The sequence below is a fragment of the Bacteroides acidifaciens genome, assembly GCF_024623065.1.
GTDB lineage: Bacteria > Bacteroidota > Bacteroidia > Bacteroidales > Bacteroidaceae > Bacteroides > Bacteroides acidifaciens.
This window is the reverse complement of record NZ_JANJZR010000011.1, coordinates 65,138-89,452: the sequence shown is the minus strand read 5'-3', so window position 1 is coordinate 89,452 and position 24,315 is coordinate 65,138. Positions and strand designations below refer to the sequence as shown.

Annotated in this window: 18 protein-coding genes and 5 pseudogenes; 18 read left to right on the top strand and 5 right to left on the bottom strand. The window is 42.0% G+C overall.

Features of this window, described 5'->3' with window-relative positions:
* Nucleotides 1–142: 142 nt before the first annotated feature.
* A pseudogene (locus tag NSB03_RS05430) lies at nucleotides 143–310 on the top strand (RagB/SusD family nutrient uptake outer membrane protein); the annotation flags it as partial.
* A gap of 139 nt (nucleotides 311–449) precedes the next feature.
* Here the strand turns inward: NSB03_RS05430 and NSB03_RS05425 are convergent.
* On the bottom strand, nucleotides 450–1,655 hold the full coding sequence (locus NSB03_RS05425; protein ID WP_024988308.1) for an MFS transporter: 1,206 nt from the start codon (nucleotides 1,653–1,655) through the stop codon (nucleotides 450–452).
* Between the two features lie 216 nt (nucleotides 1,656–1,871).
* Here NSB03_RS05425 and NSB03_RS05420 point away from each other — a divergent pair, with 216 nt between their 5' ends.
* The 4 genes from NSB03_RS05420 (at nucleotide 1,872) to uxuA (ending at nucleotide 5,735) form a co-directional block, all read left to right on the top strand.
* Complete coding sequence (locus NSB03_RS05420) at nucleotides 1,872–2,159, top strand: YtxH domain-containing protein (protein WP_024988309.1); 288 nt, start codon at nucleotides 1,872–1,874, stop codon at nucleotides 2,157–2,159.
* A gap of 374 nt (nucleotides 2,160–2,533) precedes the next feature.
* A complete protein-coding gene (locus tag NSB03_RS05415; protein ID WP_024988310.1) occupies nucleotides 2,534–3,604 on the top strand; it encodes a LacI family DNA-binding transcriptional regulator in 1,071 nt (356 codons plus the stop codon).
* 22 nt (nucleotides 3,605–3,626) lie between these two features.
* Nucleotides 3,627–4,439, top strand: coding sequence for an SDR family oxidoreductase (locus NSB03_RS05410; RefSeq protein ID WP_024988311.1), 813 nt, complete (start codon nucleotides 3,627–3,629; stop codon nucleotides 4,437–4,439).
* A 126-nt stretch (nucleotides 4,440–4,565) separates the two neighbouring features.
* A complete protein-coding gene (gene uxuA / locus NSB03_RS05405) occupies nucleotides 4,566–5,735 on the top strand; it encodes a mannonate dehydratase (protein ID WP_024988312.1) in 1,170 nt (389 codons plus the stop codon).
* 169 nt (nucleotides 5,736–5,904) lie between these two features.
* On the opposite strand, the gene NSB03_RS05400 is transcribed toward uxuA, so the two are convergent.
* Entirely contained in the window at nucleotides 5,905–6,408 is a 504-nt protein-coding gene (locus tag NSB03_RS05400; RefSeq protein WP_024988313.1) for a 3'-5' exonuclease, read from the bottom strand.
* A gap of 167 nt (nucleotides 6,409–6,575) precedes the next feature.
* Here NSB03_RS05400 and NSB03_RS05395 point away from each other — a divergent pair, with 167 nt between their 5' ends.
* Nucleotides 6,576–7,277 (top strand): SIMPL domain-containing protein, encoded by a 702-nt coding sequence (locus NSB03_RS05395; RefSeq protein WP_120469007.1) that lies wholly within the window; start codon nucleotides 6,576–6,578, stop codon nucleotides 7,275–7,277.
* Between the two features lie 32 nt (nucleotides 7,278–7,309).
* Here NSB03_RS05395 and NSB03_RS05390 read toward each other — a convergent pair.
* Nucleotides 7,310–7,513, bottom strand: a pseudogene (locus NSB03_RS05390) (glutamine amidotransferase); the annotation flags it as partial.
* A 195-nt stretch (nucleotides 7,514–7,708) separates the two neighbouring features.
* Here NSB03_RS05390 and NSB03_RS05385 point away from each other — a divergent pair.
* From NSB03_RS05385 to NSB03_RS05355, 7 genes and pseudogenes are all read left to right on the top strand, one after another.
* Nucleotides 7,709–7,978, top strand: coding sequence for a hypothetical protein (locus NSB03_RS05385; RefSeq protein ID WP_135039194.1), 270 nt, complete (start codon nucleotides 7,709–7,711; stop codon nucleotides 7,976–7,978).
* Nucleotides 7,979–7,990: 12 nt separating this feature from the next.
* Nucleotides 7,991–10,237, top strand: a complete 2,247-nt coding sequence (locus NSB03_RS05380; RefSeq protein ID WP_024988315.1) for a hypothetical protein — start codon at nucleotides 7,991–7,993, stop codon at nucleotides 10,235–10,237.
* Nucleotides 10,238–10,545: 308 nt separating this feature from the next.
* Complete coding sequence (locus tag NSB03_RS05375; protein WP_024988316.1) at nucleotides 10,546–11,382, top strand: helix-turn-helix domain-containing protein; 837 nt, start codon at nucleotides 10,546–10,548, stop codon at nucleotides 11,380–11,382.
* Nucleotides 11,383–11,628: 246 nt separating this feature from the next.
* Nucleotides 11,629–12,702: an alpha/beta hydrolase gene (locus tag NSB03_RS05370; RefSeq protein ID WP_024988317.1), complete on the top strand. Its 1,074-nt coding sequence runs from the start codon at nucleotides 11,629–11,631 to the stop codon at nucleotides 12,700–12,702.
* 153 nt (nucleotides 12,703–12,855) lie between these two features.
* Nucleotides 12,856–13,395: a flavodoxin family protein gene (locus NSB03_RS05365; RefSeq protein WP_024988318.1), complete on the top strand. Its 540-nt coding sequence runs from the start codon at nucleotides 12,856–12,858 to the stop codon at nucleotides 13,393–13,395.
* A gap of 184 nt (nucleotides 13,396–13,579) precedes the next feature.
* Nucleotides 13,580–13,702, top strand: a pseudogene (locus NSB03_RS05360) (MBL fold metallo-hydrolase); the annotation flags it as partial.
* A gap of 29 nt (nucleotides 13,703–13,731) precedes the next feature.
* A complete protein-coding gene (locus NSB03_RS05355; RefSeq protein ID WP_257466264.1) occupies nucleotides 13,732–17,007 on the top strand; it encodes a S41 family peptidase in 3,276 nt (1,091 codons plus the stop codon).
* Between the two features lie 154 nt (nucleotides 17,008–17,161).
* On the opposite strand, the pseudogene NSB03_RS05350 reads toward NSB03_RS05355, so the two are convergent.
* Nucleotides 17,162–17,467, bottom strand: a pseudogene (locus NSB03_RS05350) (DUF6198 family protein); the annotation flags it as partial.
* Nucleotides 17,468–17,619: 152 nt separating this feature from the next.
* Here NSB03_RS05350 and NSB03_RS05345 point away from each other — a divergent pair.
* A pseudogene (locus tag NSB03_RS05345) lies at nucleotides 17,620–18,140 on the top strand (helix-turn-helix domain-containing protein).
* 669 nt (nucleotides 18,141–18,809) lie between these two features.
* Here NSB03_RS05345 and NSB03_RS05340 read toward each other — a convergent pair.
* Nucleotides 18,810–20,567, bottom strand: coding sequence for a 1-deoxy-D-xylulose-5-phosphate synthase (locus NSB03_RS05340; protein WP_257466263.1), 1,758 nt, complete (start codon nucleotides 20,565–20,567; stop codon nucleotides 18,810–18,812).
* Between the two features lie 315 nt (nucleotides 20,568–20,882).
* Here NSB03_RS05340 and NSB03_RS05335 point away from each other — a divergent pair, with 315 nt between their 5' ends.
* From NSB03_RS05335 to NSB03_RS05320, 4 genes are all read left to right on the top strand, one after another.
* Nucleotides 20,883–22,010, top strand: coding sequence for an OmpA family protein (locus NSB03_RS05335; RefSeq protein ID WP_024987144.1), 1,128 nt, complete (start codon nucleotides 20,883–20,885; stop codon nucleotides 22,008–22,010).
* Nucleotides 22,011–22,066: 56 nt separating this feature from the next.
* Nucleotides 22,067–22,582 carry a hypothetical protein gene (locus NSB03_RS05330; RefSeq protein ID WP_024987145.1) on the top strand — a complete coding sequence of 172 codons (516 nt, stop codon included), beginning with the start codon at nucleotides 22,067–22,069 and terminating at the stop codon, nucleotides 22,580–22,582.
* Nucleotides 22,583–22,734: 152 nt separating this feature from the next.
* Nucleotides 22,735–23,691 (top strand): manganese catalase family protein, encoded by a 957-nt coding sequence (locus tag NSB03_RS05325; protein WP_024987146.1) that lies wholly within the window; start codon nucleotides 22,735–22,737, stop codon nucleotides 23,689–23,691.
* A 276-nt stretch (nucleotides 23,692–23,967) separates the two neighbouring features.
* Nucleotides 23,968–24,264 carry a hypothetical protein gene (locus NSB03_RS05320; RefSeq protein WP_024987147.1) on the top strand — a complete coding sequence of 99 codons (297 nt, stop codon included), beginning with the start codon at nucleotides 23,968–23,970 and terminating at the stop codon, nucleotides 24,262–24,264.
* Nucleotides 24,265–24,315 lie beyond the last annotated feature (51 nt).

Sequence of the window (24,315 nt, the reverse complement as noted above, 5' to 3'; positions counted from 1 at the left end):
GAGACTATGTGACGAATAAAAACAGGTCGGTAAAGCCTATCTAACATAATCTCAGGAAAATTTAAACAGGCTCTAAACAAAAAACTTCTATATACTGTTAGTTACAGCAAGCAAAATGTATCTGATAGAGGCGGAAGATGAACAAAAGGCGGAAGTGTATTGTTGGCAGGAAGGCGGCACCTTTGCCAAACGGAATCCATTAGGACATTGGTTCCTTCGTTTTCCGAATGGTAAGCCATTCACAGAGAATAGCACCTACTATTTGTACGCTATTCCCGAAAAAGAAATAAACGCGAACCCAAATTTATAAATAGCTCTCTTAATTTTTTGACTTTGACCTTAACTTGTAGACCGGTGTACGTCGTGACGACGAATACCGGACGTTTCTTTTATCTCCAATTAAATATGTTAATATAATGCGCTTTGCTTCGCTTTATTTATGTAGATTTCTATCCGATCTTTTTCTTCTTCAAATTAGGCAGAAAGAACGTGACCAGTCCCAGCAACGGCATATAAGCACATATATTATAAACATACTCAATACTTGTCTTATCCGCCAAGTTACCAAGCACAGCCGATGCAACACCGGCAACCCCGAAAGCAAATCCGAAGAACAGGCCTGATATTAATCCAAGTTTGGTAGGAAGTAGCTCTTGAGCATAAAGCAATATGGCAGGGAAAGCGGAAGAAAGCATCAATCCCACGCAGAAACTTAAAATAATAGTCCATACCAGATTAGCGTGAGGCATCAGTAAACTGAACGGGGCAGCTCCCAAAATTGAAGCCCAAATAACATACTTCCGCCCGACGCGGTCGCCTACGGGGCCGCCCACCAATGTTCCGATAGCCGTAGCAACCAAGAATATAAATAAATATAGCTGCGATTCCTGTACGCTAACATTGAATTTGTGAATCAGATAAAATGTATAATAACTGGTCAGACTCGCCATATAGATATATTTCGAGAAAATCAATATAAGTAATATCCCGATAGAGATAGCCGTTTTATCCATAGGCAAAGGGAGATGAACCGGTTTTCTGACGCTGACAGTCTGAGCCTTCATCCGGTTGAGATAAGATTTATACCATTTGCAAATCGGATACATGACTCCGATAGCTGCAACCGCTACAAATGCAAATATGAAAAGATGCTGTCTTCCATAAGGGGCAACGAGCAAAGCCACCAATAAAGGGCCTAGCGAACCACCAAAATTGCCACCTACCTGAAAGAGTGATTGTGCCAGTCCGCGTTTTCCACCCGAAGCGAGAAATGTGATGCGCGAGGCTTCCGGGTGCAATACGGAAGAACCGATTCCGATTAAGAATACGGACAGTAGTATCCAATAAAGATTATCAGAAAAAGCTAAGTTTATCAGTCCTATCATGGTGAAGCTCATTCCGATAGGCAATGACCATGCGACGGGATATTTATCAAAGATGATTCCGGTAATCGGTTGGAAGACCGAAGCTGATAGCTGATAAATCAGTGTGATAAGACCGATTTGCGCAAAACTCAATCCTAAATCATCTTTGAATAGCGGATAAGCTGCTGATACAACGGACTGTAAAAGGTCATTGAGACAGTGTGAAAGACTTAATGCGATTAAGATGGAAAATGTAATTTTTCCTACGGGTTGTTCCTGATTTTGTATCATGATACCTATTGCTTTAGAAGTGTTCCTGAAAAATTGGCTGCAAAGGTACGCAAACTTTCCTGTTTTTCTAAAACTAAGGATTGTAAATTGTCGTTAATTCAGTTTTGAGTTACTGAACTATTCTTTATACCTGCTGTTGTTGAATTAAAAAAGGAGGATAAAATGAACTTTATTGGGTATATAATTTATTTTTAATCTAAAAAACTGAACTTAATTATGGAATGTAGACATGGAAATTTCTGGATTGGACTTGGACTTGGTTCTATCCTTGGTGCTATTGCTTATCGTCTTTCACGTACCGCAAAAGCCCGACAACTGGAAAATGAAATTTATGACGCTATCCACCGCATTGGTCGCGATGCTGAGGCGGCGGCAGCTTGTGCAGAGAAAAAAGCAATGAATCTTGGACTGAAAGCGGTAGAAACCGGAGCCGAAATTGCTGATAAAGTGGCAGCAGAAGCCGATAAGATGGCTGGAAAAGCAAAAGAAAAGTGGGAGAAATAATATTTTCAGAATTGGTAATCAGTTAACATATAGTTGATTATCAATTCTTTTTTACTATTTTATTCGCTTATGTATACACTGAATATTATCGTGTGTTCGCACACACTTTACCACTTTCTCTATTCTTTTCTATCTTTTTCGTGATAAAAACTATTTTTTTTCTCTTCTTTATCTGCTTTCAGGAGTACTTTTTACTGATAATTTTGGATTTTTTCTTATGTTTAATAACATGTGTATATTTGCTACGTTTGATATAAGTGTTTGATAATTAATTTTATAATCTATTTGTGTTATCGTGTGTGTGCGCACACATTATTGCTTAATTCAATAATTCATTTTACTTTTGTCATCGAAAAACAAGATATTTATTAAGGATGGACAAAGAATTCTCAAATATTCGTATTGTAGACATCGCTAAAATGGCGGGTGTCTCTGTCGGCACGGTGGATAGAGTCATTCATAATCGTGGACGGGTATCTGAAGAAAACAGGAAAAAGGTGCAGGCTATTTTGGAGATGGTTCATTATCAGCCTAATCTCATGGCGCGTTCATTGGCGTCCAAGAAACAGTATCACTTTGTCGCAATCACTCCGTCTTTTGCTCAGGGAGAGTATTGGGAAGCCATTTCAGAAGGCATTGATAAGGCTGCTTCCGAAATGGAGTCTTATAATATAACTATCACAAAGCTCTTTTTTGACCAGTATAACAACAAAACTTTTGATGATATAGTCCGTAATCTGTTGGATGAAAAGGTGGATGGTGTGTTAATCGCCACATTGTTTACCGATTCTGTTATCCGGCTTTCGCGTGAACTCGACCGATTCGAAATTCCCTATATTTATGTCGATTCCAATATTGAGGGACAGCATCAACTTGCCTATTTCGGTACAGAATCTTATGATGCCGGAGTTATTGCCGCCAGGTTGTTGACAGACAGAATTTCTCCTGCTTCCGATATTCTTATGGCACGGATTGTCCATAGTGGAAAGAATGACTCCAATCAGGGAAGAAACCGCAGGGAGGGATTTTGTCGTTATCTGAAAGAGATGGGATTCACTGGAAATCTGCATGAGGTGGAGTTGAAAATCAATGATTCGGTGTACAATTTCACGAAACTTGATGAAATCTTTGAATCAAATCCGAATATTGAAGGAACTGTTATTTTTAATTCTACCTGCTATATTTTAGGGAATTACCTGAAAGCAAGAGCCATGCAGTCGGTAAAACTGGTAGGTTATGACCTTATAGAGAGAAATACACAGTTACTTTCCGAAGGTGTGATTACCGCATTGGTTGCGCAGCGTCCCGAAAGGCAGGGATACGAAGGAATTAAGTCCCTATGCAATCATCTGTTGTTCAAGCAACATTCTGAAAAGGTAAATCTTATGCCGATAGATATTCTCCTTAAAGAGAACCTGAAATATTATCTGAACAATAAACTATAAATATAATAAATTTTTAGAAACCATGAATGAATTATTTAACGTAAAGGACAAAGTTGTTGTAATTACCGGTGGAGCCGGAATCTTGGGTAAAGGAATTGCTGCATACCTCGCAAAAGAAGGCGCAAGAGTGGTTGTGCTCGACAGAAGCGAAGAAACAGGAAGAGCATTGGTAGACAGTATCAAAGCTGAGGGCAACGAAGCCATGTTCCTTTACACTGACGTAATGGATAAAGAAGTATTGGAAGGCAACAAAGTAGAAATCATGAAGGCTTATGGTCGCATTGACGTATTGTTGAACGCTGCCGGAGGTAACATGGCAGGTGCAACTATCGCTCCGGATAAAACGTTCTTTGATTTGCAGATTGACGCATTTAAGAAAGTGGTGGATTTGAACCTCTTCGGTACAGTATTGCCTACAATGGTATTTGCTGAAGTTATGGTAGAACAGAAGAAAGGTTCTATTGTAAACTTCTGCTCTGAATCAGCTCTTCGTCCGTTGACTCGTGTCGTTGGTTATGGTGCAGCTAAAGCAGCTATTGCTAACTTTACTAAATACATGGCTGGTGAATTGGCTTTGAAATTCGGTAACGGCTTGCGTGTAAACGCTATCGCTCCGGGTTTCTTCCTGACTGAACAGAACCGTACATTATTGACTAATCCTGACGGTTCTTTGACCGACCGTTCAAAGACAATCCTTGCTCATACTCCGTTCAACCGTTTCGGTGAACCGGAAGATCTTTACGGAACAATCCACTATCTGATTAGTGATGCTTCTAACTTCGTAACAGGTACAGTAGCTGTTATTGATGGTGGTTTCGACGCATTCTCTATTTAATAAATGGAGAATTGGGAATTAAAAATTGAGAATTGGCTGCACAGCATCCGCATGTAGGCTCTCAACTTTTGATTCTCAACTTTTATTTCTTAATTCTCAATTTTCAATTCTTAATTTAACAATAGTATGTATTTATGTGAACAAACTTGGCGCTGGTATGGTCCTAACGACCCGGTAAGCTTGTGGGATATTAAGCAAGCCGGCGCTACCGGTATAGTAAATGCGCTTCATCATATTCCGAATGGTGAAGTATGGACAGTGGAAGAAATCATGAAGCGTAAGCAAATGATTGAAGAGGTAGGGCTGACGTGGTCTGTGGTAGAAAGTGTACCTGTGCACGAACATATCAAGACACAGACAGGCGACTTCATGAAATATATCGAAAACTATAAGGAAAGTATCCGTAACCTGGCAAAATGTGGTGTAATGGTAGTTACTTACAACTTCATGCCTGTATTGGACTGGACACGTACCGACCTTGCCTATACAATGCCCGACGGCTCTAAAGCGCTTCGCTTTGAAAAAGCGGCTTTCGTAGCTTTCGACCTTTTCATCCTGAAACGTCCGAACGCAGAAAAAGACTATACTCCTGAAGAAATAGCCAAAGCAAAAGCTCGTTTCGAACAAATGAGCGAAGATGATAAGAAACTGTTGGTTCGCAATATGATTGCCGGACTTCCAGGTTCTGAGGAAAGTTTCACGGTAGAGCAATTTCAGGAAGCGCTCGACCGTTACAATGACATTGACGCTGAGAAACTTCGTTCCAATCTGATTTTCTTCTTGAAAGAAATTGCTCCCGTTGCCGACGAAGTAGGAGTGAAGTTAGTGATTCACCCGGACGACCCTCCTTATACAATCTTAGGTCTGCCGCGCATCTTGAGTACGGAAGAAGATTTCAAAAAGTTGATTGAAGCCGTACCTAACGAATCCAACGGTCTTTGCCTGTGTACAGGCTCCTTCGGTGTACGTGCCGATAATGACCTTGCCGGCATGATGGAACGTTTCGGCGACCGTGTGAACTTCGTGCATTTACGTAGCACACAGCGTGACGAAGAAGGCAACTTCTACGAAGCTAACCACTTGGAAGGAAATGTAGATATGTATAACGTAATGAAGGCTTTTATTCTTCTACAACAACGTCGCAAATGCTCTATCGCCATGCGTCCCGACCACGGACATCAGATGATTGACGACTTGAAGAAGAAGACAAATCCGGGATATTCCTGCTTGGGACGCCTTCGCGGATTGGCGGAGCTTCGCGGTTTGGAAATGGGTATCGCTAAGTCTATTCTTTAATCTGAGTACATAATTAGCATTATTATAATTAAGAAACACTACGGCTATTATTGATTGAAATAATAGTTGTAGTGTTTCTTATTTGGTCTTTTTCCCTGATTGGGGAATGAATATATCGAACAAGCCTCCGACGTGCGTATCTTTATCTTTTTTTCACCGATTCCGCTCTCTATGGCTCGGGAATAATTAACAATGCGATTTGGGCGCAGGCCTCAGCGTCAGCAAGTGCGTGGTGATGGTTGTTCAAGTCATATCCGCATCGTTTTGCTACTGTGTGTAACTGATGATTGGGTAGTTCTTTGCCGAATACTTTCCTCGAAGTACGGCAAGTGCAATAGAATTTATAATTGGGATAATTCATTCCATACAATTCATGAACCGCCCGGAGACAGCCTTCGTCAAAAGGACTGTTGTGGGCTACAAGCGGCAATCCCTCTATCAATGGTTTGATTTCGGCCCATACATCGGGAAAATCTTCGGCTTCTATCGTATCATCGTAAGTTAGTCCGTGAATTGCTGTTGTCCATTGGGTATAATAATTGGGCGCAGGACGGATGAGGCGATAGATTTTATTCACAATCTTACCGTCTCTTACAATGACAACACCGACACTGCATACACTGGTACGCTTGCCGTTGGCTGTTTCAAAGTCGATTGCTGCAAAGTCTTTCATTAATCCTATTCTTTTTCATGAAAGAAATATTCTTTCTTTTCGTTATGTCCTTGTGAACAAATTATAAATCGATTGCAAATATAACATTTATTGTGTTGAATAGATTATATTTGTTGCTGTATAATTGCTCTTATGATGTTATATAAAATCCTTTAATCATCGAAGATATGAAAAAGTTGTTTTTATTGGTTTTTGTCTTGTTTGCATGGAATATCTTTGTCAATGCTCAGGATAGTGATGCAAGATATGTTGAAGTAATCGGTTCTTCGGAGGTAGAAATTGTTCCGGACGAAATACATTTTCTGATTCAGATAAAGGAATATTGGGAAGAAGAATATACGGGTAAATCAAAGAAAGAGGAAGACTTTCGGACAAAAGTGCCATTGGCTATGATTGAAAAGGATTTGCGCCGGAGTTTACATAAAATCGGAATATCGGATGAGGCTATCCGTACACAAGAAGTGGGAGAATATTGGCGTCAAAGGGGGAAGGAGTTTCTGATAGGCAAACAACTGGATATTCGTCTTACGGATTTCAATCAAATTAATTCCATTATCCGTTGCGTTAATACATGGGGAATTGAGTCCATGCGTATCGGGGAACTGAAACATAAAGATTTGCCTATGTATAGGAGGCAGGGGAAGATTGAAGCACTGAAAGCAGCCCGTGAAAAAGCGTCTGATTTGGTGGAAGCAATGGGACAGCAATTGGGGGAAGTCATTCGTATCATTGAACCTGCTGATAATAACATAAGTCGTTACCTTCCTTTTCAGGCACAGAGCAATGTCAATATGGGGACGGCGACTACCGAACAGTACCGTGTCATTAAGTTGAGATATGAGATGACTGCCCGTTTTGCTATAAAATAAATGCTTGTTAATCAGGCATACTACACTCTTTTTCACTCAAGATGCTCGCCAAATAGCTGGCAAAATCCTTGCTTATTGAACTGATAATACATTTCGATGCGTTCCGGTATGTCGTTCTCAAGCAATAGGAGCAGTTCTCTTGCAAATCCGTGTTTTGCCATAAATGAAGCTCCGTTGCAGATGACACCGACGATTTTGCCTTTCTCTATGGCTTGTTTCACAATCGGCACTATTCTTCAATTTGAGTGACAAAAGTAACTCCATTTTCATAAAATCTACCAAAATTAGCGAAATATATTTGATTACTAAGGGCAGAGTTGCGGGAATTTTGTTGTTTTTATCATGAATACAGCAAAAAAGTTTGAGTTACGCAAAAAGGCTGCGCATCACTGCACCTATCTTTGTCGAAGAAACAAGGAAACAGGTCAAGTATGGGTTACTTCAACACATTCTTTAGGGTAGAAATTACCAGTACGATTATCCGTTTTTCTGTTTCGCAAAAAAACAAATATAGAGGTAGGACAGTAGCTTCGGGATTATCTGAAATGAGGTCAACCGGAGCTTACTTCTTAACGGTGGCTATTGCTGGTTCGAATCCGGCCTGTTCTACCTCTTTTTTATCAACTAAGGTCAAGGAAGGCTTACTTCAAAAACAGCAGGAATGCACCATTGATTCACAGTCTCCCGATTACCTTACTTAAAAAACATAACGTATGAAAAAAGAGTTATTGAAAGTATCTGTCAGGCAAAATGCAATTTATCTGCCAGCGATAGAAGGAACAGAAAAGCGCGAAGCATTGACTTCGACTACTGTAACATTGGTTGCTCAACTTCGAAAAGTGGGATATAGCTTATCCGAGGAGTTGCTGCATGCTGTCAATCAGTTGCATCCGGCGCAACAGATGGAGATTCTTCAGGTGATGAAGGAGGTATTGGGCGTGACGCTCAATTGGGCTCCATTGGTGAAAGGCTGGGATACACCTACTGGAGAAACAGGATTAGACCATTTGATAACATGGATTGCCAACATCTTCAATAGCCAGAAAGGCGTGAAGCTGCCCTGCGGACACGTGATTCCCGATAATACCTTCCCTTTGGAGCGATACAACGGCTGCCCGTTCTGCGGAACTCCGTTTGAAACGTCCGCTACGGAATACTTCGGACAGGGAAGCAAGCTGAAAGTCCTTGAACTTTGGCGGGAAGAGGAGTTGAATGGTTTCTTCTGCGACCTGCTTGAATCGCATACGGCTCTTGATGCCACGCAAGTGGATAGCTTGAAGATTTTGCTTGGCGAACTTCCGTTGCCGGCAGTTGGAATCAAGATGAAAGAAACTTTGATGCTGGTGATAGATACATTGGTGGAGCAGGACAGGGCACAGGAAGCGCAAATCTATTTCTCCACTCCGAACGATATATTGCGTTATCTGTGGTATAAGAAAACCGGATTCCTGCAAATCATCGAACCTAAGACTATCATCCGTAAGGCAGGTAGAAACAATGCGCATATAACTGCTGTTTTGGATAAAAGCCGTTCGGCTGCTCAGGCGAAGCGTGAGGAACTGAAGTTGAAATACACCCGCCGTGAATGTAAAATGGTAGCCCTCTGGCTGAATAATCTGGAGATGAACGCGGAAAAGGCTTGCGAAATCATGCATCCGAAAAGGGAGATGTGGGTACGTATGATACGTGCGCTGCGTTTGGCGGAATATGCCCGTAAGCCGGGATTCGGGAATTTGAAGGAGTTGATGGATGTATTCTACTGTCAGACATATACGGTTTGGCAGGGAGAGGTGGATCGTTACCGTTTGAAGGCGGATGCTGCACAGACTTTCGCCTTGTTGAAGCAGCGGCCGGGTATGTTTGCACGTTCCTTGTTTGCCAATATGCTTTGGTTCGGACCGGAAGAGACGTTGGCTGCATTCAAGGAAGTCGTTCATTTGTTGCCGGTCCGTCTGGTGGTCACTTTGGGTATGTATGCGGAGAACTACTTTGAGCAAGGACGTAAGAGAATGGTGAAACCTTTGGGCGGTAATGCTCATTTGATAGAACCTCACTATTTGGTGGGTCTTTATATGGAAGATCAGTTGAATGCAATGGTGAAAGATGTGCAGGACTTGTGTAAGGAAGTCGTGACTGCCCGTTTTGCTAATGCGGTGGTCGAGGGAGAGAACAAAAGCATATATATCGACCCTATGTTGTTCCATATCCCGTTGTCTATCGGCGACCGTAGCGAGACGGTTCAGGATACTTCCTGTGCCTTGCAGGGAACACGTTTCCCGGTAGAAGGGGATAAGGTGCGCCTGTTCATGCAGTGGGGAAAAGGGCTTCCGGCACAGCATCTGGATATGGACTTGAGTTGCCACATCACTTTGCCGTCAACAACGGAAGTTTGCTCTTATTTCAACTTGCAGGCTATCGGTGCCAAGCATAGCGGAGATATCCGAAGCATCCCCGACAAGAAAGGTACTGCCGAGTATATCGAACTCGATTTGAATGAACTGAACCGTGTAGGTGCGCAGTATGTGGTTTTCACTTGCAATGCGTATAGCAATGGTGCTATCTCTCCTAATCTGGTAGTCGGTTGGATGAACTCTGCTTATCCGATGAGGATATCAGAGAAGACCGGAGTGGCATACGACCCTTCTTGCGTTCAGCATCAGGTACGTGTTTCCCAAAGTTTGCAGAAAGGACTTGTTTTCGGGGTATTGAAAGTGAAAGAGAGAGAAATCGTTTGGCTGGAAACACCTTTCGGCGGACAGACCATTCTTTCTTTGGATACACAATCTGTCGAAAAGTATCTGGATAAATTGGATGCGAAAACCACCGTTGGCGAACTGTTGGTAATCAAAGCACAAGCACAGGGATTGAAGTTGGCTGATACACCGGAAGCGGACGAAGTATATACCCGTGAATGGGCTTTGAATACTGCTGCTGTGACTAAGTTGCTGTTGGGTGATTAATTTCTGCCGGTCAACTAAGTCTTTTCTTCCTAATATTTATAAGTTGTATTACGATAAAGTATAATCCGAGAAGGGAAACTGCGTAAGAGAGGGGCGGGAAGGAATGTGTTTTATGTATGGAAGCTGGAAGAATAAGATTATAATAGGTAATTGTCTTTCTTTTTGCTAACAATTTTGTTCCTTTGTTTGTCTATAAAGAATAGATGCGTATACAAGATAATAGTGATTATTTTTCTAATATCGTATATAAGCAATGAGCTTTTGAGAAATGTTTTGTACTTTTGCAAGCAAATAAATTGAAGCAAGATATGACAGACGAACAATTAGGGCCGATGAAGCTCATATTCAATTACAATGATATATTTTACAGCTTCTTCTACGACGACCTCAGCGGTTGTATACACCGTTCCCGTGAATATGCCATCAATTATGTATATTCGGGTGAGATGATTCTCGACAACGGGACTGAACAGATTCATGTAGGGAAAGGCGAATGTGTCTTTATTCCGCGCGACCATCACATCACGATGTATAAAAAGACAAAGGACGGCGAACGTTACTGTGGCATTTTTCTGATGTTCACACGTCGTTTCTTACGAGAAATGTATAGTAAGTTGGAACAACGCAAAGTTCCTGCAAATATCCCCAAACTCGATTCCGGTGTAATCAAATTGCCTAAAACGGTGGAACTCGCCAGCCTCTTCGCTTCAATGACCCCTTACTTCGATCCGGAAGTGAAACCCAAAGACGATTTCATGAACTTGAAATTGCAGGAGGGGCTGCTTGCGCTGTTGCATATCGACAAGCGATTTGCTCCGACGCTCTTCGATTTCAACGAACCGTGGAAAATCGACATCATGGAGTTCATGAACGAGAACTACATGTATGAGTTTACGATGGAAGAAATGGCGCACTACACAGGACGCAGCCTTGCCACGTTCAAACGCGATTTCAAGAAAATCAGCGATCTGACGCCCGAAAAATGGCTTATACGGAAACGTCTTGAGGTGGCTTACGCCAAAATGAAAGAGGGGGGTAAAAAGGTTGTGGATGTTTATGCCGAGGTGGGATTCAAGAATCCGTCGCACTTCTCGACGGCTTTCAAGAAACAATACGGCATATCGCCGACCGCTGCATTCGTGTAACTCGGAACACAACATATTGAACTTTCCAATCTCTAAAAAGCGTACGGATAACCTTTAATCAACACATAAGCAGCGTTGTGGTAACGGAAAGACCATAACGCTGTTTGTATTATATGAGCTTTTGAGAAAACACGGGATTGAGCTTTTGAATAATCTATTTTGAGCTGGACAGTAATGCGTGCTCTGTTTTATCGCTGTACCTTTGCATTATAAAACAGGATGATAACCATATTAAGTAATAGTAGAATGAAAACGATGAATCTGAAAACCGCAGCCATTACAGCCTTGTTTGGAATAGGACTGCTTGTCGGCTGCACGAACAGTACAACAAATCAAAAAACAAGTGATAATATGAAGACATTGAATTTGACACAAGAATGGGACAAGACCTTTCCGCAGAGCGACAAGGTGAACCACAGCAAAGTAACATTTGTCAACCGTTACGGTATCATGCTGGCGGCCGACATGTATGTACCGAAAGACGCTTCCGGCAAGCTGCCCGCCATTGCTGTCTGCGGACCGTTCGGAGCTGTTAAGGAACAGGCAGCCGGACTTTATGCCCAGATAATGGCCGAACGCGGTTTTCTGACCGTTGCTTTCGACCCCTCTTACACTGGAGAGAGCGGCGGCGAACCCCGTTATGTGGTGTCGCCCGACATTAACACGGAGGATTTTTCTGCCGCTGTCGATTTCCTTGCGACCAATGACAAGGTAGATTCCGAACAAATCGGTATCATCGGCATTTGTGGCTGGGGCGGACTGGCTATCAATGCCGCAGCAGCCGACCCACGCATCAAGGCTACCATCGCTTCGACGATGTACGACATGAGCCGCGTCAGTGCCAACGGCTATTTCGATACCAACGACAACGCCGAAGCCCGCAACGCATTTCGTAAAACATTGGCGGCACAGCGTACCGAGGATTTCCGCAATGGTTTTCCGAAGCCAGGCGGAGGTGTGCCTGATGAATTGCCGGCCGACGCCCTGCAGTTCTTCAAAGACTACCACGCCTACTACAAGACCCCGCGCGGTTATCACAAACGCTCGCTCAACTCCAATCAGGGACGGAATGCGACTGAAGCCATTCCATTCATCAACTTCCCGCTTATGAGCCGTGCGGACGAAATCGAGAATGCCGTACTTATCATTCACGGCGAAAAGGCGCACTCCCGCTACTTCGGCGAAGATGTGTTCAAGAAGCTGAAAGGTGATAATAAGGAATTGATGATTATTCCCGGTGCAAACCATACAGACCTTTATGACAATCTGACCGTCATCCCGTTTGACAAGCTGGAAGCATTCTTCAGATTAAACTTTTAATAATTGGAAACAAAGGATAAGAAAATGTGGATAGCCTATTTCTCCTGCGAAGGACACACAAGGGAAATAGCAGAAAGAAATTTATAAATTGTCTATTTTTGCAGAGTGAAAAGACTGAATCATTCTAAAAGATAAAACTAATAAAGTATAGTTATGGCTAAAAAAGTTCTGATAATTTCGTCCAGTCCGCGGAAAGGTGGCAATTCGGATTTGCTTTGTGATGAATTTATGAAAGGTGCTATCGAGACGGGCAATGAAGTGGAGAAGATTTTTCTGAAAGACAAAATGGTTCATCCTTGTACGGGATGCAGTGTTTGCAGTATGTACGGCAAGCCTTGTCCGCAGAAGGATGATGCGGCGGAAATTGTGGAGAAGATGATTGCTGCTGATGTGATTGTAATGGCGACTCCCGTATATTTCTATACAATGTGTGGTCAGATGAAGATTATGATTGACCGTTGCTGCGCACGTTATACGGAGATAACGAACAAGGAGTTTTATTTCATTATTGCGGCGGCAGAGGATAATAAAGCAATGATGGAGCGCACGATAGACGGTTTTCGGGGCTTCCTCGATTGTCTGGAAGGGCCACGGGAAAAAGGAACGGTTTATGGAATCGGTGCCTGGAAGGTAGGGGAGATTAAAGATACTCCGTATATGCAGGAAGCCTACAACATGGGAAAAATGGTGTAACTGTCCCGTTTTATTATAGTGACGCTATCTTATGCGGCCTTTTGAAGGCTAAAAAGCAAAAAACAATTGAAAGGTTGAAAAGTCAAGAATTTTAATTGACTGTATTGTTTGTTCTACCACAGAATTATTATAATTTTGTGGCAGAACTTTTTATTTTGTATGATTCTTTTAATAACTAAGCATCATGGGCTATACAATAACGACTCTTGTAGAGAATGGTGTCTATGGACGTAAATTGCAGGCAGAACACGGTCTTTCTCGCTATATGGAGACATCGGGACATAGATTACTCTTCGATACGGGAGCGTAGGAATAAAATATATATAATTATTTGACATGAAGAAACTAATAACTTCTTTAGCACTGGCATTGACCGCATTGTCCGGCTATGCCATTACTCCTTTGTGGATGCGTGACGCACGTATTTCACCGGATGGAACGGAGATTGTCTTTTGTTATAAAGGCGATATTTACAAAGTCCCCGCACAGGGTGGAACAGCCGTTCAGTTGACAACACAAGCATCTTATGAAGCTAACCCCGTTTGGTCGCCCGACGGAAAGCAAATTGCATTTGCCAGCGACCGGAATGGGAATTTCGACCTCTTCATCATGCCTGCCGATGGCGGAACCGCTCAAAGGCTGACTTATCATTCGGCTTCGGAGATTCCCTCGGCTTTTACTCCGGACGGAAAGTATGTACTTTTCTCCGCATCTATTCAAGACCCTGCTGGCAGTGCTTTGTTTCCTACCGGAGCAATGACGGAATTGTATAAAGTTCCTGTTGGTGGAGGACGTACCGAGCAAGTGCTCGCTACTCCTGCCGAATGGGTTTGCTTTGATAAATCGGGGAAAAACTTTCTTTATCAAGACCGTAAAGGCTTCGAAGATGAATGGAGAAAACACCATACTTCTTCTATAACCAGAGACGTATGGCTGTATGATACACAATCGGGAAAACATGTCAATCTGACGAACCGGGAAGGGGAAGACCGCAATCCGGTATATGCGCCCGACGGCAATTCTGTCTATTTTCTTAGCGAGCGCAACGGCGGCTCATTCAATGTATATAATTTTTCGCTGAATACTCCGCAAGAGGCAAAAGCGGTAACTGCATTCCGTACGCATCCGGTACGTTTCCTGTCAATCAGCGATAAAGGTACATTGTGCTATACCTATGACGGAGAACTTTATACGCAGGAAGCCAATGCCCGTCCGAAGAAAGTAAACGTCGAACTTGTCCGGGATGACGAAAAGGAGATTGCTTCCCTCAAATTCTCCCAAGGTGCTACTTCCGCTTCTGTATCCCCGGATGGCAAACAGGTTGCTTTCGTTGTGCGCGGCGATGTTTTTGTCACTTCGACGGATTATGCTACAACCAAGCAAATCACGAATACTCCGGGAAAAGAAGCCGCTGTGTCCTTTGCACCGGATAACCGGACATTGGTCTATGCCAGCGAACGGACGGGTAACTGGCAACTTTACACTGCCCAAATAGCCCGTAAGGAAGAAGCCAATTTCCCTAATGCAACTCTTATCGAAGAAGAAGTCCTGCTTCCTTCCAAAACGGTGGAACGTGCTTATCCGCAATATTCTCCGGATGGCAAGGAACTGGCTTTTATCGAAGACCGCAAACGCTTAATGGTACTTGACTTAAAAACAAAGAAAGTTCGTCAAGTGACGGATGGTTCTACATGGTATAATACCGGTGGCGGATTTGACTACGAATGGTCGCCGGACGGCAAATGGTTTACCCTCGAATTTATAGGCAACCGTCACGATCCTTATTCGGATGTAGGCATTGTCAGCGCACAGGGAGGGGAGATTACTAATCTGACAAATAGTGGATATATCAGTGGTGCTCCGCGTTGGGTCTTGGACGGAAACGCTATTCTTTTCCAGACTGAACGTTACGGTATGCGTGCGCATGCTTCCTGGGGTTCGCAACAAGATGTGATGCTGGTATTCCTGAATCAGGATGCTTATGATCGCTATCGCCTGAGCAAGGAAGACTTCGAACTGCTCAAAGAATTAGAAAAGGAACAGAAGAAAGCGAAAGAGAAGGAAGGCGACAAGAAGAAAGACGGAAATAAGTCAAAAAAGGATGAGGCTGACGAGGATAAGTCATCCGAAGATAAGGCAGACAAGAAAGATATAGTTGTAGAACTTAACGGCATTGAAGACCGTATTGTCCGTCTGACTCCCAACTCTTCCGATTTAGGCAGTGCCATACTCTCAAAAGACGGAGAGAATCTTTATTACTTCTCAGCTATCGAAGGTGGATATGACCTTTGGAAAATGAATCTTCGTGAAAAAGACACGAAGCGTCTGCACAAACTCAATACCGGTTGGGCATCATTGATGTTGGATAAGAAAGGGGATATTTTCTTGTTGGGAAGCCGGATTATGCAGAAAATGGATGCGAAGTCGGATGCTTTGAAATCAATCAGTTATCAGGCTGAAATGAAAATGGATTTGGCTGCCGAGCGTGAGGCGATGTTCGACCATGTGTACAAGCAGCATCAAAAACGTTTCTATAACCTCAATATGCACGGGGTAAACTGGGATGCTATGACTGATGCTTATCGTAAGTTCCTGCCTCATATTGATAACAATTATGACTTTGCAGAATTATTGAGTGAGTGGTTGGGTGAGCTGAATGTTTCACATACCGGAGGACGTTATTCTCCGAGAGGTGGAGGAGATGTGACCTCTAATCTGGGTTTGTTGTTCGATTGGGAGTATCAGGGAAAAGGAATGAAAATCGCTGAGATAGTTGAAAAAGGTCCGTTCGACCATTCCCGTACGAAAGTAAAAGCTGGTTGCATTATTGAAAAGATTAACGGTGAGGAACTGGCTCCAGATAAGGATATTACCGCTTTATTGAATAATAAAGCCGGAAAGAAAACCTTGGTTTCGTTGTATAATCCGCAGAACAAGGAACGTTGGGAAGAAGTGGTAATGCCTATTACTAGTGGAAAGCTTAACGGTTTGTTATACAAACGTTGGGTAAAACAACGTGCGGCAGATGTTGAGAAATGGTCGAAAGGACGTTTGGGGTATGTTCATATTCAGTCGATGGGAGATGATAGCTTCCGTACTGTATACTCGGACATTCTAGGAAAATATAACAACTGCGAAGGTATTGTGATTGACACCCGTTTCAACGGTGGTGGCCGTCTGCATGAAGATATTGAGGTACTTTTCAGCGGTCAGAAATACTTTACGCAGGTAGTGCGTGGACGTGAAGCTTGTGATATGCCGAGCCGTCGCTGGAATAAACCTTCTATCATGTTGCAGTGTGAAGCTAACTATTCCAATGCACACGGAACTCCGTGGGTATACAAACATCAGAAGATAGGTAAGCTGGTAGGTATGCCTGTGCCGGGAACAATGACAAGCGTATCCTGGGAAACATTGCAAGATCCTTCACTGGTCTTTGGTATTCCTATCATCGGTTATCGTTTGCCTGACGGCAGTTATTTGGAAAATACCCAATTGGAACCGGATGTAAAGGTTGCCAATAATCCGGAAACAGTAGTCAAAGGAGAGGATACACAACTAAAGGTAGCTGTGGATGAACTTCTGAAAGAGATAGACGGTCAGAAGAAGTAAATACAAGGTAGTTATATCTAAAATAAAGAGTCGCTTCTTTGAAAGAATCAATCAGATTCTAACAGAGAAGCGACTTTCTTTTATAGCGACTTTCTTATATTGACCTTTTTATATTCTCTTTTTATAAGGCGTTTATTTTAAATAGATATAGGGCTTACTTCCAGACCGGTAGTAATCTATGAAGGTTTTTTCTAGTCATTATCTTCTGATTCAGGAAACTGACGATATACCCTGTTATGCAAGCAGCAATGAGTGATCCTTCGCGTACTCCCTGAATACCTTGAGTCAGCAGGAGCGAGAGAATCACGGCTAATGTAACTAAAGTAATATCGAAATAAACTTTGAACTTTCCAAATTCCTTGTTATAATGGCGGGATGCATATTTTACAAATGCTTCTGCGCTCATCATGGCTACTCTTGGTTTCAGCTCAAGCACTACTCCGATAGACTGCACCATGCATCTTTAACTTCTTTCTATTGATTCCCTTTCCATATATTGAAAAGGATATGCAAAGGTCCTGTTTTTTACTCTGAAATAGATTATCTAATTCCATACAGTTTTTGTCATATCCGAAACAAATCGTATTTTTACGTCATAAAATAAAGGTGTAAATGGTAAAATTTCGTATATTTGACAATACACAGTTGTTGAAGGAGCATCCTGAACTTCCTCATTATAAAGAGGAGGTAGTCTGTTTCCGGAGTGAATATAAAGACAGAAGCTATCCCGCGAATGAATGTTATTTCAATCGGGAGCTTTATATGATATTTGTTCTTGAAGGCCGTTCGGAAATTCTACTGAATGGAGAGTTTATTGCGTTCTGCAAGAATTTCATGCACTCGTTACCCGCAATTTCAGGGAAGAACATTTCGTGAGCTTTTATGCGGATAAGCTGGCTATTAGTGAACAATACCTGGCTCGTATTGTACGTCTTGGGACAGGTAAGACTATCAATAGCCTTATTAATGAATTGTTAGTAATGGAGGCGCGTACTTTATTGAGTTCTACTAAATTTACGGTTGGCGAGATTGCAGCTAAATTGGGGTTTAGTGATGCAGCCGATTTTTGTAAGTTCTTCAAAAGAAATGCGGGACAGACTCCGTTGAACTATCGGAAAGGATTATTGATTTGAATGAAAATGGAAGAGGCTGTCTAAAAAGTCGGTTCTATCCTCATTCTCCTTCCCGAAGGAGGGGAGTTAGAGTTACTGACGACTTTTTAGAGCCTGTTTAAATTTTCCTGAGATTATGTTAGATAGGCTTTACCGACCTGTTTTTATTCGTCACATAGTCTCCGTCATGCTGCTGCTCACAACAACAGAAAATATACTCGAAAGCAACTCTCAAAACTGTGTCGGGCAAAACTCGGAGCAGGCTCTTAATAACCCACTTTTCATTCATTAATAGAAAAGTTCTCTTTCATTAATTGTAAACTTCTTATTATCAGTATGTAAACTTATTTTTCGTTAACCGTAATCTATAAACGCAAGCTTCGTTTATAAAAACAAAGGCTTTGATTATAAAAACAAAGCTTGCAATTATATAATCAAAGCTTGCGTTTATAGTTTGCATCGAATGAAAAGAAAGTTTCCTTCCTGTCCGAAGGAACTTTATACTTAATGGGCGGAAAGTTTTCTATTAATAGCCAAGAGCGCAACTGTTAATACCCCTTCCGCCAACTACAGACGGACGCGACAAGAAGAGCCGGGGTAAGTTGAAATATCAGCTATAAGATTATGACTGAAGAGAATTTAAACTGGCTTTTAGACAGCCTCCTGAATATATAGTGAATGGTTTTGATTTTAACCGATCACTGTGGTGATATCTTCTACAATCTGTTCATCCGTCAGATGATTGGCACGGAGAAACTCCTGTATATCATATCGGTCAACAAATTCTTTTTTAGCTCCAAAGTTCAGAACTTTCATGTTTGTAGTACCATAATAACGGGCAATCTTTTCACCGAAACCACCATCCAATACACCGTCTTCCAATGTAATCACTAATTCGTGATCTGCTTTCAGTTCATTCATCAGTTCGTTGTCTACACCGGTGATGTAACGCGGATTGATGAGTGTTGCATCAATATTGGCTTTTTCTTTTAGAAGTGATGCAACCGACTGTCCCAATCCATAGAACGAACCTAAAGCAAGAATGGCTACTTTTGACCCACGATGCGCCACCTTATAGCGATTGAGAACACTGTAATCAGTTTCTACCGGTTCTCCACAAGTAATTACATCCGTTGCCGGTACACGGATGGCAACCGGGTGTTCGTTTTGGTGGAGGCTCCATTCTAGCATAGCAAGATATTCCTCTTTGCAGGTCGGTGCCAGATAAACCATATTAGGAATATTACTGATGAGCGGAATATCGAAGAAGCAGAGGTGGGTTACATCATTCATTCCGGACAGTGTTCCCCAGAAGACCAACAAAACAGCCGGGTTATTATTGATACAGAGGTCTTGCGAAAGTTGATCGTATGAACGTTGGATAAATGTGCTATACACTCCGTAAACAGGTTTTCCGCCATTAGCTGCGATGCCGGAAGCAAGTGCTACCGCGTGTTCTTCGGCAATACCGACATCTATAAACTGCTTGCCAGCTTCCTGGCGACGGTCGGGAGTAAATCCGAGAACGGCAGGAGTGCCCGAAGTGATTGTTACCACCCGCTTGTCTTCTTTCATCTTTTTCAGCAGATATTGGGCAGTCACTTCGCTATAATCTTCCGCATCCTCGGCAAACTTTGGTTTTCCGGTTTCTATATTGAAAGGAGTGAGCCAGTGAAAAGTTTCCTTATCTTGTTCTGCAGGTTCATACCCTTTCCCTTTCAGTGTATTAATATGCACTACTATCGGATGCTGAATATCTTTCACTTTAGAGAAAGCCTCAACCAATGCTTCCACATTGTTGCCGTCGTTTACGTACATATAATCCAATCCCATAGCCTTGAAAAAATTGCATTCGCACAGACCGTTGCTGTCGCGCAAATCTTTCAGGTTCTTATATAGTCCGCCGTGATTCTCGGCAATAGACATTTGATTGTCGTTGACAATAATAATCATGTTTGTACCAAGCTCCGCTACATAGTCCAATCCTTCAAATGCTTCGCCGCCACTTAAGGAACCGTCGCCTATCACGGCTAGGATATTCTCATTGCCACCGGTCAGGTCGCGTCCTTTCGCCAATCCGCTAGCCAGGCTGACGGAAGTGGATGTATGACCGATAACAAAGAAATCATGCTTACTTTCTAGTGGTTCGGAATAACCGGATACGTTGTCATACTCAGCTGGGTAGAGAAAAGCGTCTTTTCGTCCGGTCAGCATCTTATGCACATAACTTTGATGTGATACATCAAAAACAATCTTGTCTTCCGGTGAATTGAATACATAATGTAAAGCGATAGTAGCCTCCACCATTCCGAAATTAGGTCCGAAATGCCCGCCATGTTCGCTCAACTTTTGCAGGAGTGATGCACGGATTTCATTACTTAAATCATTGAGTTCTTTAAACGATAATTTCTTTATGTCTGCAGGAGAGTAAATATGGTCTAGATACATATTAATTTGTTTTTTTACGTTTATATCTGTTGTTTTTATCCATGTTGCAAAGATACTGCTGATTTTGGATTCGGTTTGTATATAGATTACAGATTATCCTACCTATATTACCGACCTTGGAAAATGTGACTGACGATAAACCTAAGAATAGTGGATAATCCGCTTTCAGCCGTTTTTCAATTTATGGCGTATTCTTTTGATTTAAAAAAATGAATATATGTTAATGTGAAATACCAATTGCGAACTAATTTTTTTTAGGATATGTTGTTTTCGTGTAGATGATAAACAAAACGTCACATTAAATTATATTCAATTATGAAAAAGTCTATTATTTTATTAGCTTGTGTGTTGGGTGCATTTTCAGCGAAGGCCCAAACAGTTATTGAAAGTACTAAATTTACAGATAATTGGTCAGTGGGAATTAATGCCGGCGCAGTGACTCCGCTTACTCATAGTGCTTTCTTTAAAAGTATGCGTCCTGCTTTTGGAGTGGGATTTTCGAAACAATTGACTCCTAATTTCGGTTTGGGATTTCAAGGAATGGGGTATGTGAATACAACCCAAAGTAAAACTGCTTTTGATGCTTCTGATGTTAGTGTATTAGGTAAGGTGAATCTGATGAATCTTTTCGGCACTTATCTCGGTTCTCCCCGTGTTTTTGAAATTGAAGCTGTAGCTGGTGTAGGGTGGCTGCACTATTATGCAAGCGGTGACGGTGACGAAAATTCATGGTCTACCCGTTTCGGAATGAACTTTAATTTCAATATGGGCGAATCCAAAGCATGGACCATTGGTATCAGACCTGCTATTGTATATGATATGCAGGGCGATTATAATCGGGCAAAAAGCCGTTTCAATGCCAACAATGCTGCTTTCGAAATCACTGCAGGATTGACATATCATTTTGCAACAAGCAATGGAACCCATTACTTCAATAAAGTGAGAGCATACAATCAGGCTGAAATTGACGAGTTGAATTCTTCTATCAACGCGCTTCGCGGGCAAGTGGATACCAGAAATAGTGAGTTGAATAGTGCTAATCAAAGAATCAACGGACTGCAGCAGGAACTGAATGACTGTCGTACAAAAGTGGTTCCGGCAGAAACAGTGGTCAAGACAGCCCGTATTCCGGAATCAATCATTACTTTCAGACAAGGTAAGTCATCCGTTGATGCTTCGCAACTTCCGAATGTGGAACGTGTAGCTTCTTATATGAATAAGCATCCGGAAACAAAAGTTGTAATAAAAGGATATGCTTCTCCGGAAGGTAGTGCCGAACTCAATGCCAGACTGGCTGCAGCACGTGCAGAGGCTGTCAAGACAATTTTGGTTAAGAGATACAGAGTAGCAGCAGACCGCGTTACTGCCGAAGGACAGGGAGTGGGCGATATGTTTACCGAACCGGATTGGAATCGTGTAAGTATCTGTACTATTGAAGAATAATAAGGAATGAGAGTTTTGTTTTAGATGAAATATATTATTAACTAAATGCCTTGATTATGAAAAAGTTTTTATTATTGATTTTAGTAGCAATGACTGCTTTCGGAGTGAATGCTCAAACTAGAAAAGGTGAGGGCTCTTTAATGGGAAGCCTTGGTTACCAGACTAATTACGAGAGATTCGGCTTGCAAGCACAGGGACGCTATGCGATTGCCAATAATCTTAGGATAGCTCCTGACCTCACATTCTTTTTCCCGAAAGACAAAGCAACGGGACTGGATGTGAATGTAAACTTCCATTATGTGTTCAATTTCAGTAAGGATGGACAAGGATTTTCCGTTTATCCTCTTGCGGGAATTGGTATGCAGAACAATTTCTATGGAAAGCAGGATGTCGAGGTGAATGGCGTGACCACCCAGGTGGATAGGAGTAACTCAACCAAATTTGCTTTTAATCTTGGAGGCGGTATTACTTTACCTTTGTCAGAACGTAGTTTTTTAAACGCAGAAGCGAAATTTATGTTTGCCGAGGATGACAATGTCGTTATCATGTTAGGTTATGGTTATAAATTCTGATTCTTAATTGTATGCCGGACGGCATTTATGCTATCCGGCATATTTTTCTGACGATGTCGCATTGAGAGAATGCGTGAATATATAAAACAACATGTTATAAATATAGATGTACATCTTAATCAACCTGAATTACTAACTTAAAAAAATCGATTATGTTTTATCATGTAAAAGATTTGCAATTCAATGCCCGTGTTTCCAGACCGGACCCGCGTTTCGCACGCATATTGCTGGAGGCATTCGGTGGTGCTAATGGAGAACTAACTTCAGCTATGCAATATTTTGTACAAGCTTTCAGTTGTCATAATCCGTTCCCGGACAAGTATGACATGCTTATGGATATTGCTACAGAAGAGTTGGCGCATCTCGAAATAGTGGGAGCTACTATTCAGATGCTTCTCGGACCGGTCAACGGTGAGATGAAGGATGCTGTAGAGACGATGGATATTCGTAAACTGATGGACGGTAAGTCTGCTAAGGAAGAACTTATTCAACAGGCGTTTACAAATCCGCAATGTGTGGTGGTAGCTCCCGGTAGCCCGATGTTGACAGACAGTAACGGAAATCCGTGGTGCGGAAGCTATGTATCTGCCAATGCGGAACTTACGGTAGATCTCCAGACTAATATGGCGAACGAATGTCGTGCTAAGATTGGCTATGAAAATCTTCTGAAGTTTACAGAGGATCCTTCGGTGAGAGAAACTCTTGTTTTCCTGATGACTCGTGAAGTTACGCACTTCCAGCAATTTGAAGCTGCTTTGAATACCATTCAGCCGAATTTCCCACCTGCAGTGTTGCAGACTTCGCCAAAGTATAGTAACCTTTACTTTGATCTGTCAAAAGGTGAAGAGTACCGTGGTCCGTGGAATAAAGGTGAGAGCTCACGATTGAAAGAAGAGTGGCAGTATATTGACGACCCGCTGGGAGAAGTGAGAAAGACAAACGGACTGGTGGACAGAAAACCGGAAGGAACGGAACGCACTGAAGAACAAGTTGCTCAAATGGACAAACAGTTGTCTGACGAACGCAGCAATGAAGTGCTTTCCGTCACTCCTGAAAAGGAACTGACGTGGTGTGATTATCAGAAATCAGAAAAAGGCAGCAAAAAATAAACGGCTGCATATAAATAATTTTATTTACTAACTTCTAATATTTTGTGTTATGAATAAGAAAACTGAAAAAAAACAGGAAGCAAAGAGTGCCAAAAAGGAAACTCAGGCTAAAGAAAGCAAATGTGCAACTTCCGGCAAAAAGTCGGATAAGAAGTAATGATTTAGATTATTAAATCAAGTTCAATTTTTATTTCCGGCGAAAGAAGCTGCTAGGAAAACTTTCGCCGGAAATCTTTGTTCTATATTGTAAACTAACTAATTTGAGAGAATATGAAAATGAAAAAAAAGATGTTTGCGGCTTTGGCATTAATATGTGTTGTATCATTGTCTTTTACCTCTTGCAGGGATAAAAGAACGCAGGATAAGGTTAACAACCGGATTGAGAACGCGAAGGAATCTGCCGATAGGGCACTTGATAAAGCTTCTGATAAAATGGAAGCGGGAGCGGATAGTGTGAAGGAAGCTTGGAAGGAAACTAAAGAGCAGGTCAAGGAAGGAGCTGATAAAGCAAAGAAAGAAATAAAGGAAGGCTATAATAATGTCAAAAAAGAAGTGAAAAAGACGCTTGATTAAACTTTGTTGAAATATGTTTCATACATCAGAAACATAGTATTTTCATTATTA

Coding starts and splice junctions, on each gene's coding strand:
- NSB03_RS05370 (WP_024988317.1), top strand. CDS start 11,629: ATGAAAACGATGAATCTGAAAACCGCAGCCATTACAGCCTTGTTTGGA.
- NSB03_RS05365 (WP_024988318.1), top strand. CDS start 12,856: ATGGCTAAAAAAGTTCTGATAATTTCGTCCAGTCCGCGGAAAGGTGGC.
- NSB03_RS05400 (WP_024988313.1), bottom strand. CDS start 6,408: ATGAAAGACTTTGCAGCAATCGACTTTGAAACAGCCAACGGCAAGCGT.
- NSB03_RS05355 (WP_257466264.1), top strand. CDS start 13,732: ATGAAGAAACTAATAACTTCTTTAGCACTGGCATTGACCGCATTGTCC.
- NSB03_RS05385 (WP_135039194.1), top strand. CDS start 7,709: ATGGGTTACTTCAACACATTCTTTAGGGTAGAAATTACCAGTACGATT.
- NSB03_RS05380 (WP_024988315.1), top strand. CDS start 7,991: ATGAAAAAAGAGTTATTGAAAGTATCTGTCAGGCAAAATGCAATTTAT.
- NSB03_RS05415 (WP_024988310.1), top strand. CDS start 2,534: ATGGACAAAGAATTCTCAAATATTCGTATTGTAGACATCGCTAAAATG.
- NSB03_RS05325 (WP_024987146.1), top strand. CDS start 22,735: ATGTTTTATCATGTAAAAGATTTGCAATTCAATGCCCGTGTTTCCAGA.
- NSB03_RS05410 (WP_024988311.1), top strand. CDS start 3,627: ATGAATGAATTATTTAACGTAAAGGACAAAGTTGTTGTAATTACCGGT.
- NSB03_RS05330 (WP_024987145.1), top strand. CDS start 22,067: ATGAAAAAGTTTTTATTATTGATTTTAGTAGCAATGACTGCTTTCGGA.
- NSB03_RS05335 (WP_024987144.1), top strand. CDS start 20,883: ATGAAAAAGTCTATTATTTTATTAGCTTGTGTGTTGGGTGCATTTTCA.
- NSB03_RS05395 (WP_120469007.1), top strand. CDS start 6,576: ATGAAAAAGTTGTTTTTATTGGTTTTTGTCTTGTTTGCATGGAATATC.
- uxuA (WP_024988312.1), top strand. CDS start 4,566: ATGTATTTATGTGAACAAACTTGGCGCTGGTATGGTCCTAACGACCCG.
- NSB03_RS05425 (WP_024988308.1), bottom strand. CDS start 1,655: ATGATACAAAATCAGGAACAACCCGTAGGAAAAATTACATTTTCCATC.
- NSB03_RS05340 (WP_257466263.1), bottom strand. CDS start 20,567: ATGTATCTAGACCATATTTACTCTCCTGCAGACATAAAGAAATTATCG.
- NSB03_RS05320 (WP_024987147.1), top strand. CDS start 23,968: ATGAAAAAAAAGATGTTTGCGGCTTTGGCATTAATATGTGTTGTATCA.
- NSB03_RS05375 (WP_024988316.1), top strand. CDS start 10,546: ATGACAGACGAACAATTAGGGCCGATGAAGCTCATATTCAATTACAAT.
- NSB03_RS05420 (WP_024988309.1), top strand. CDS start 1,872: ATGGAATGTAGACATGGAAATTTCTGGATTGGACTTGGACTTGGTTCT.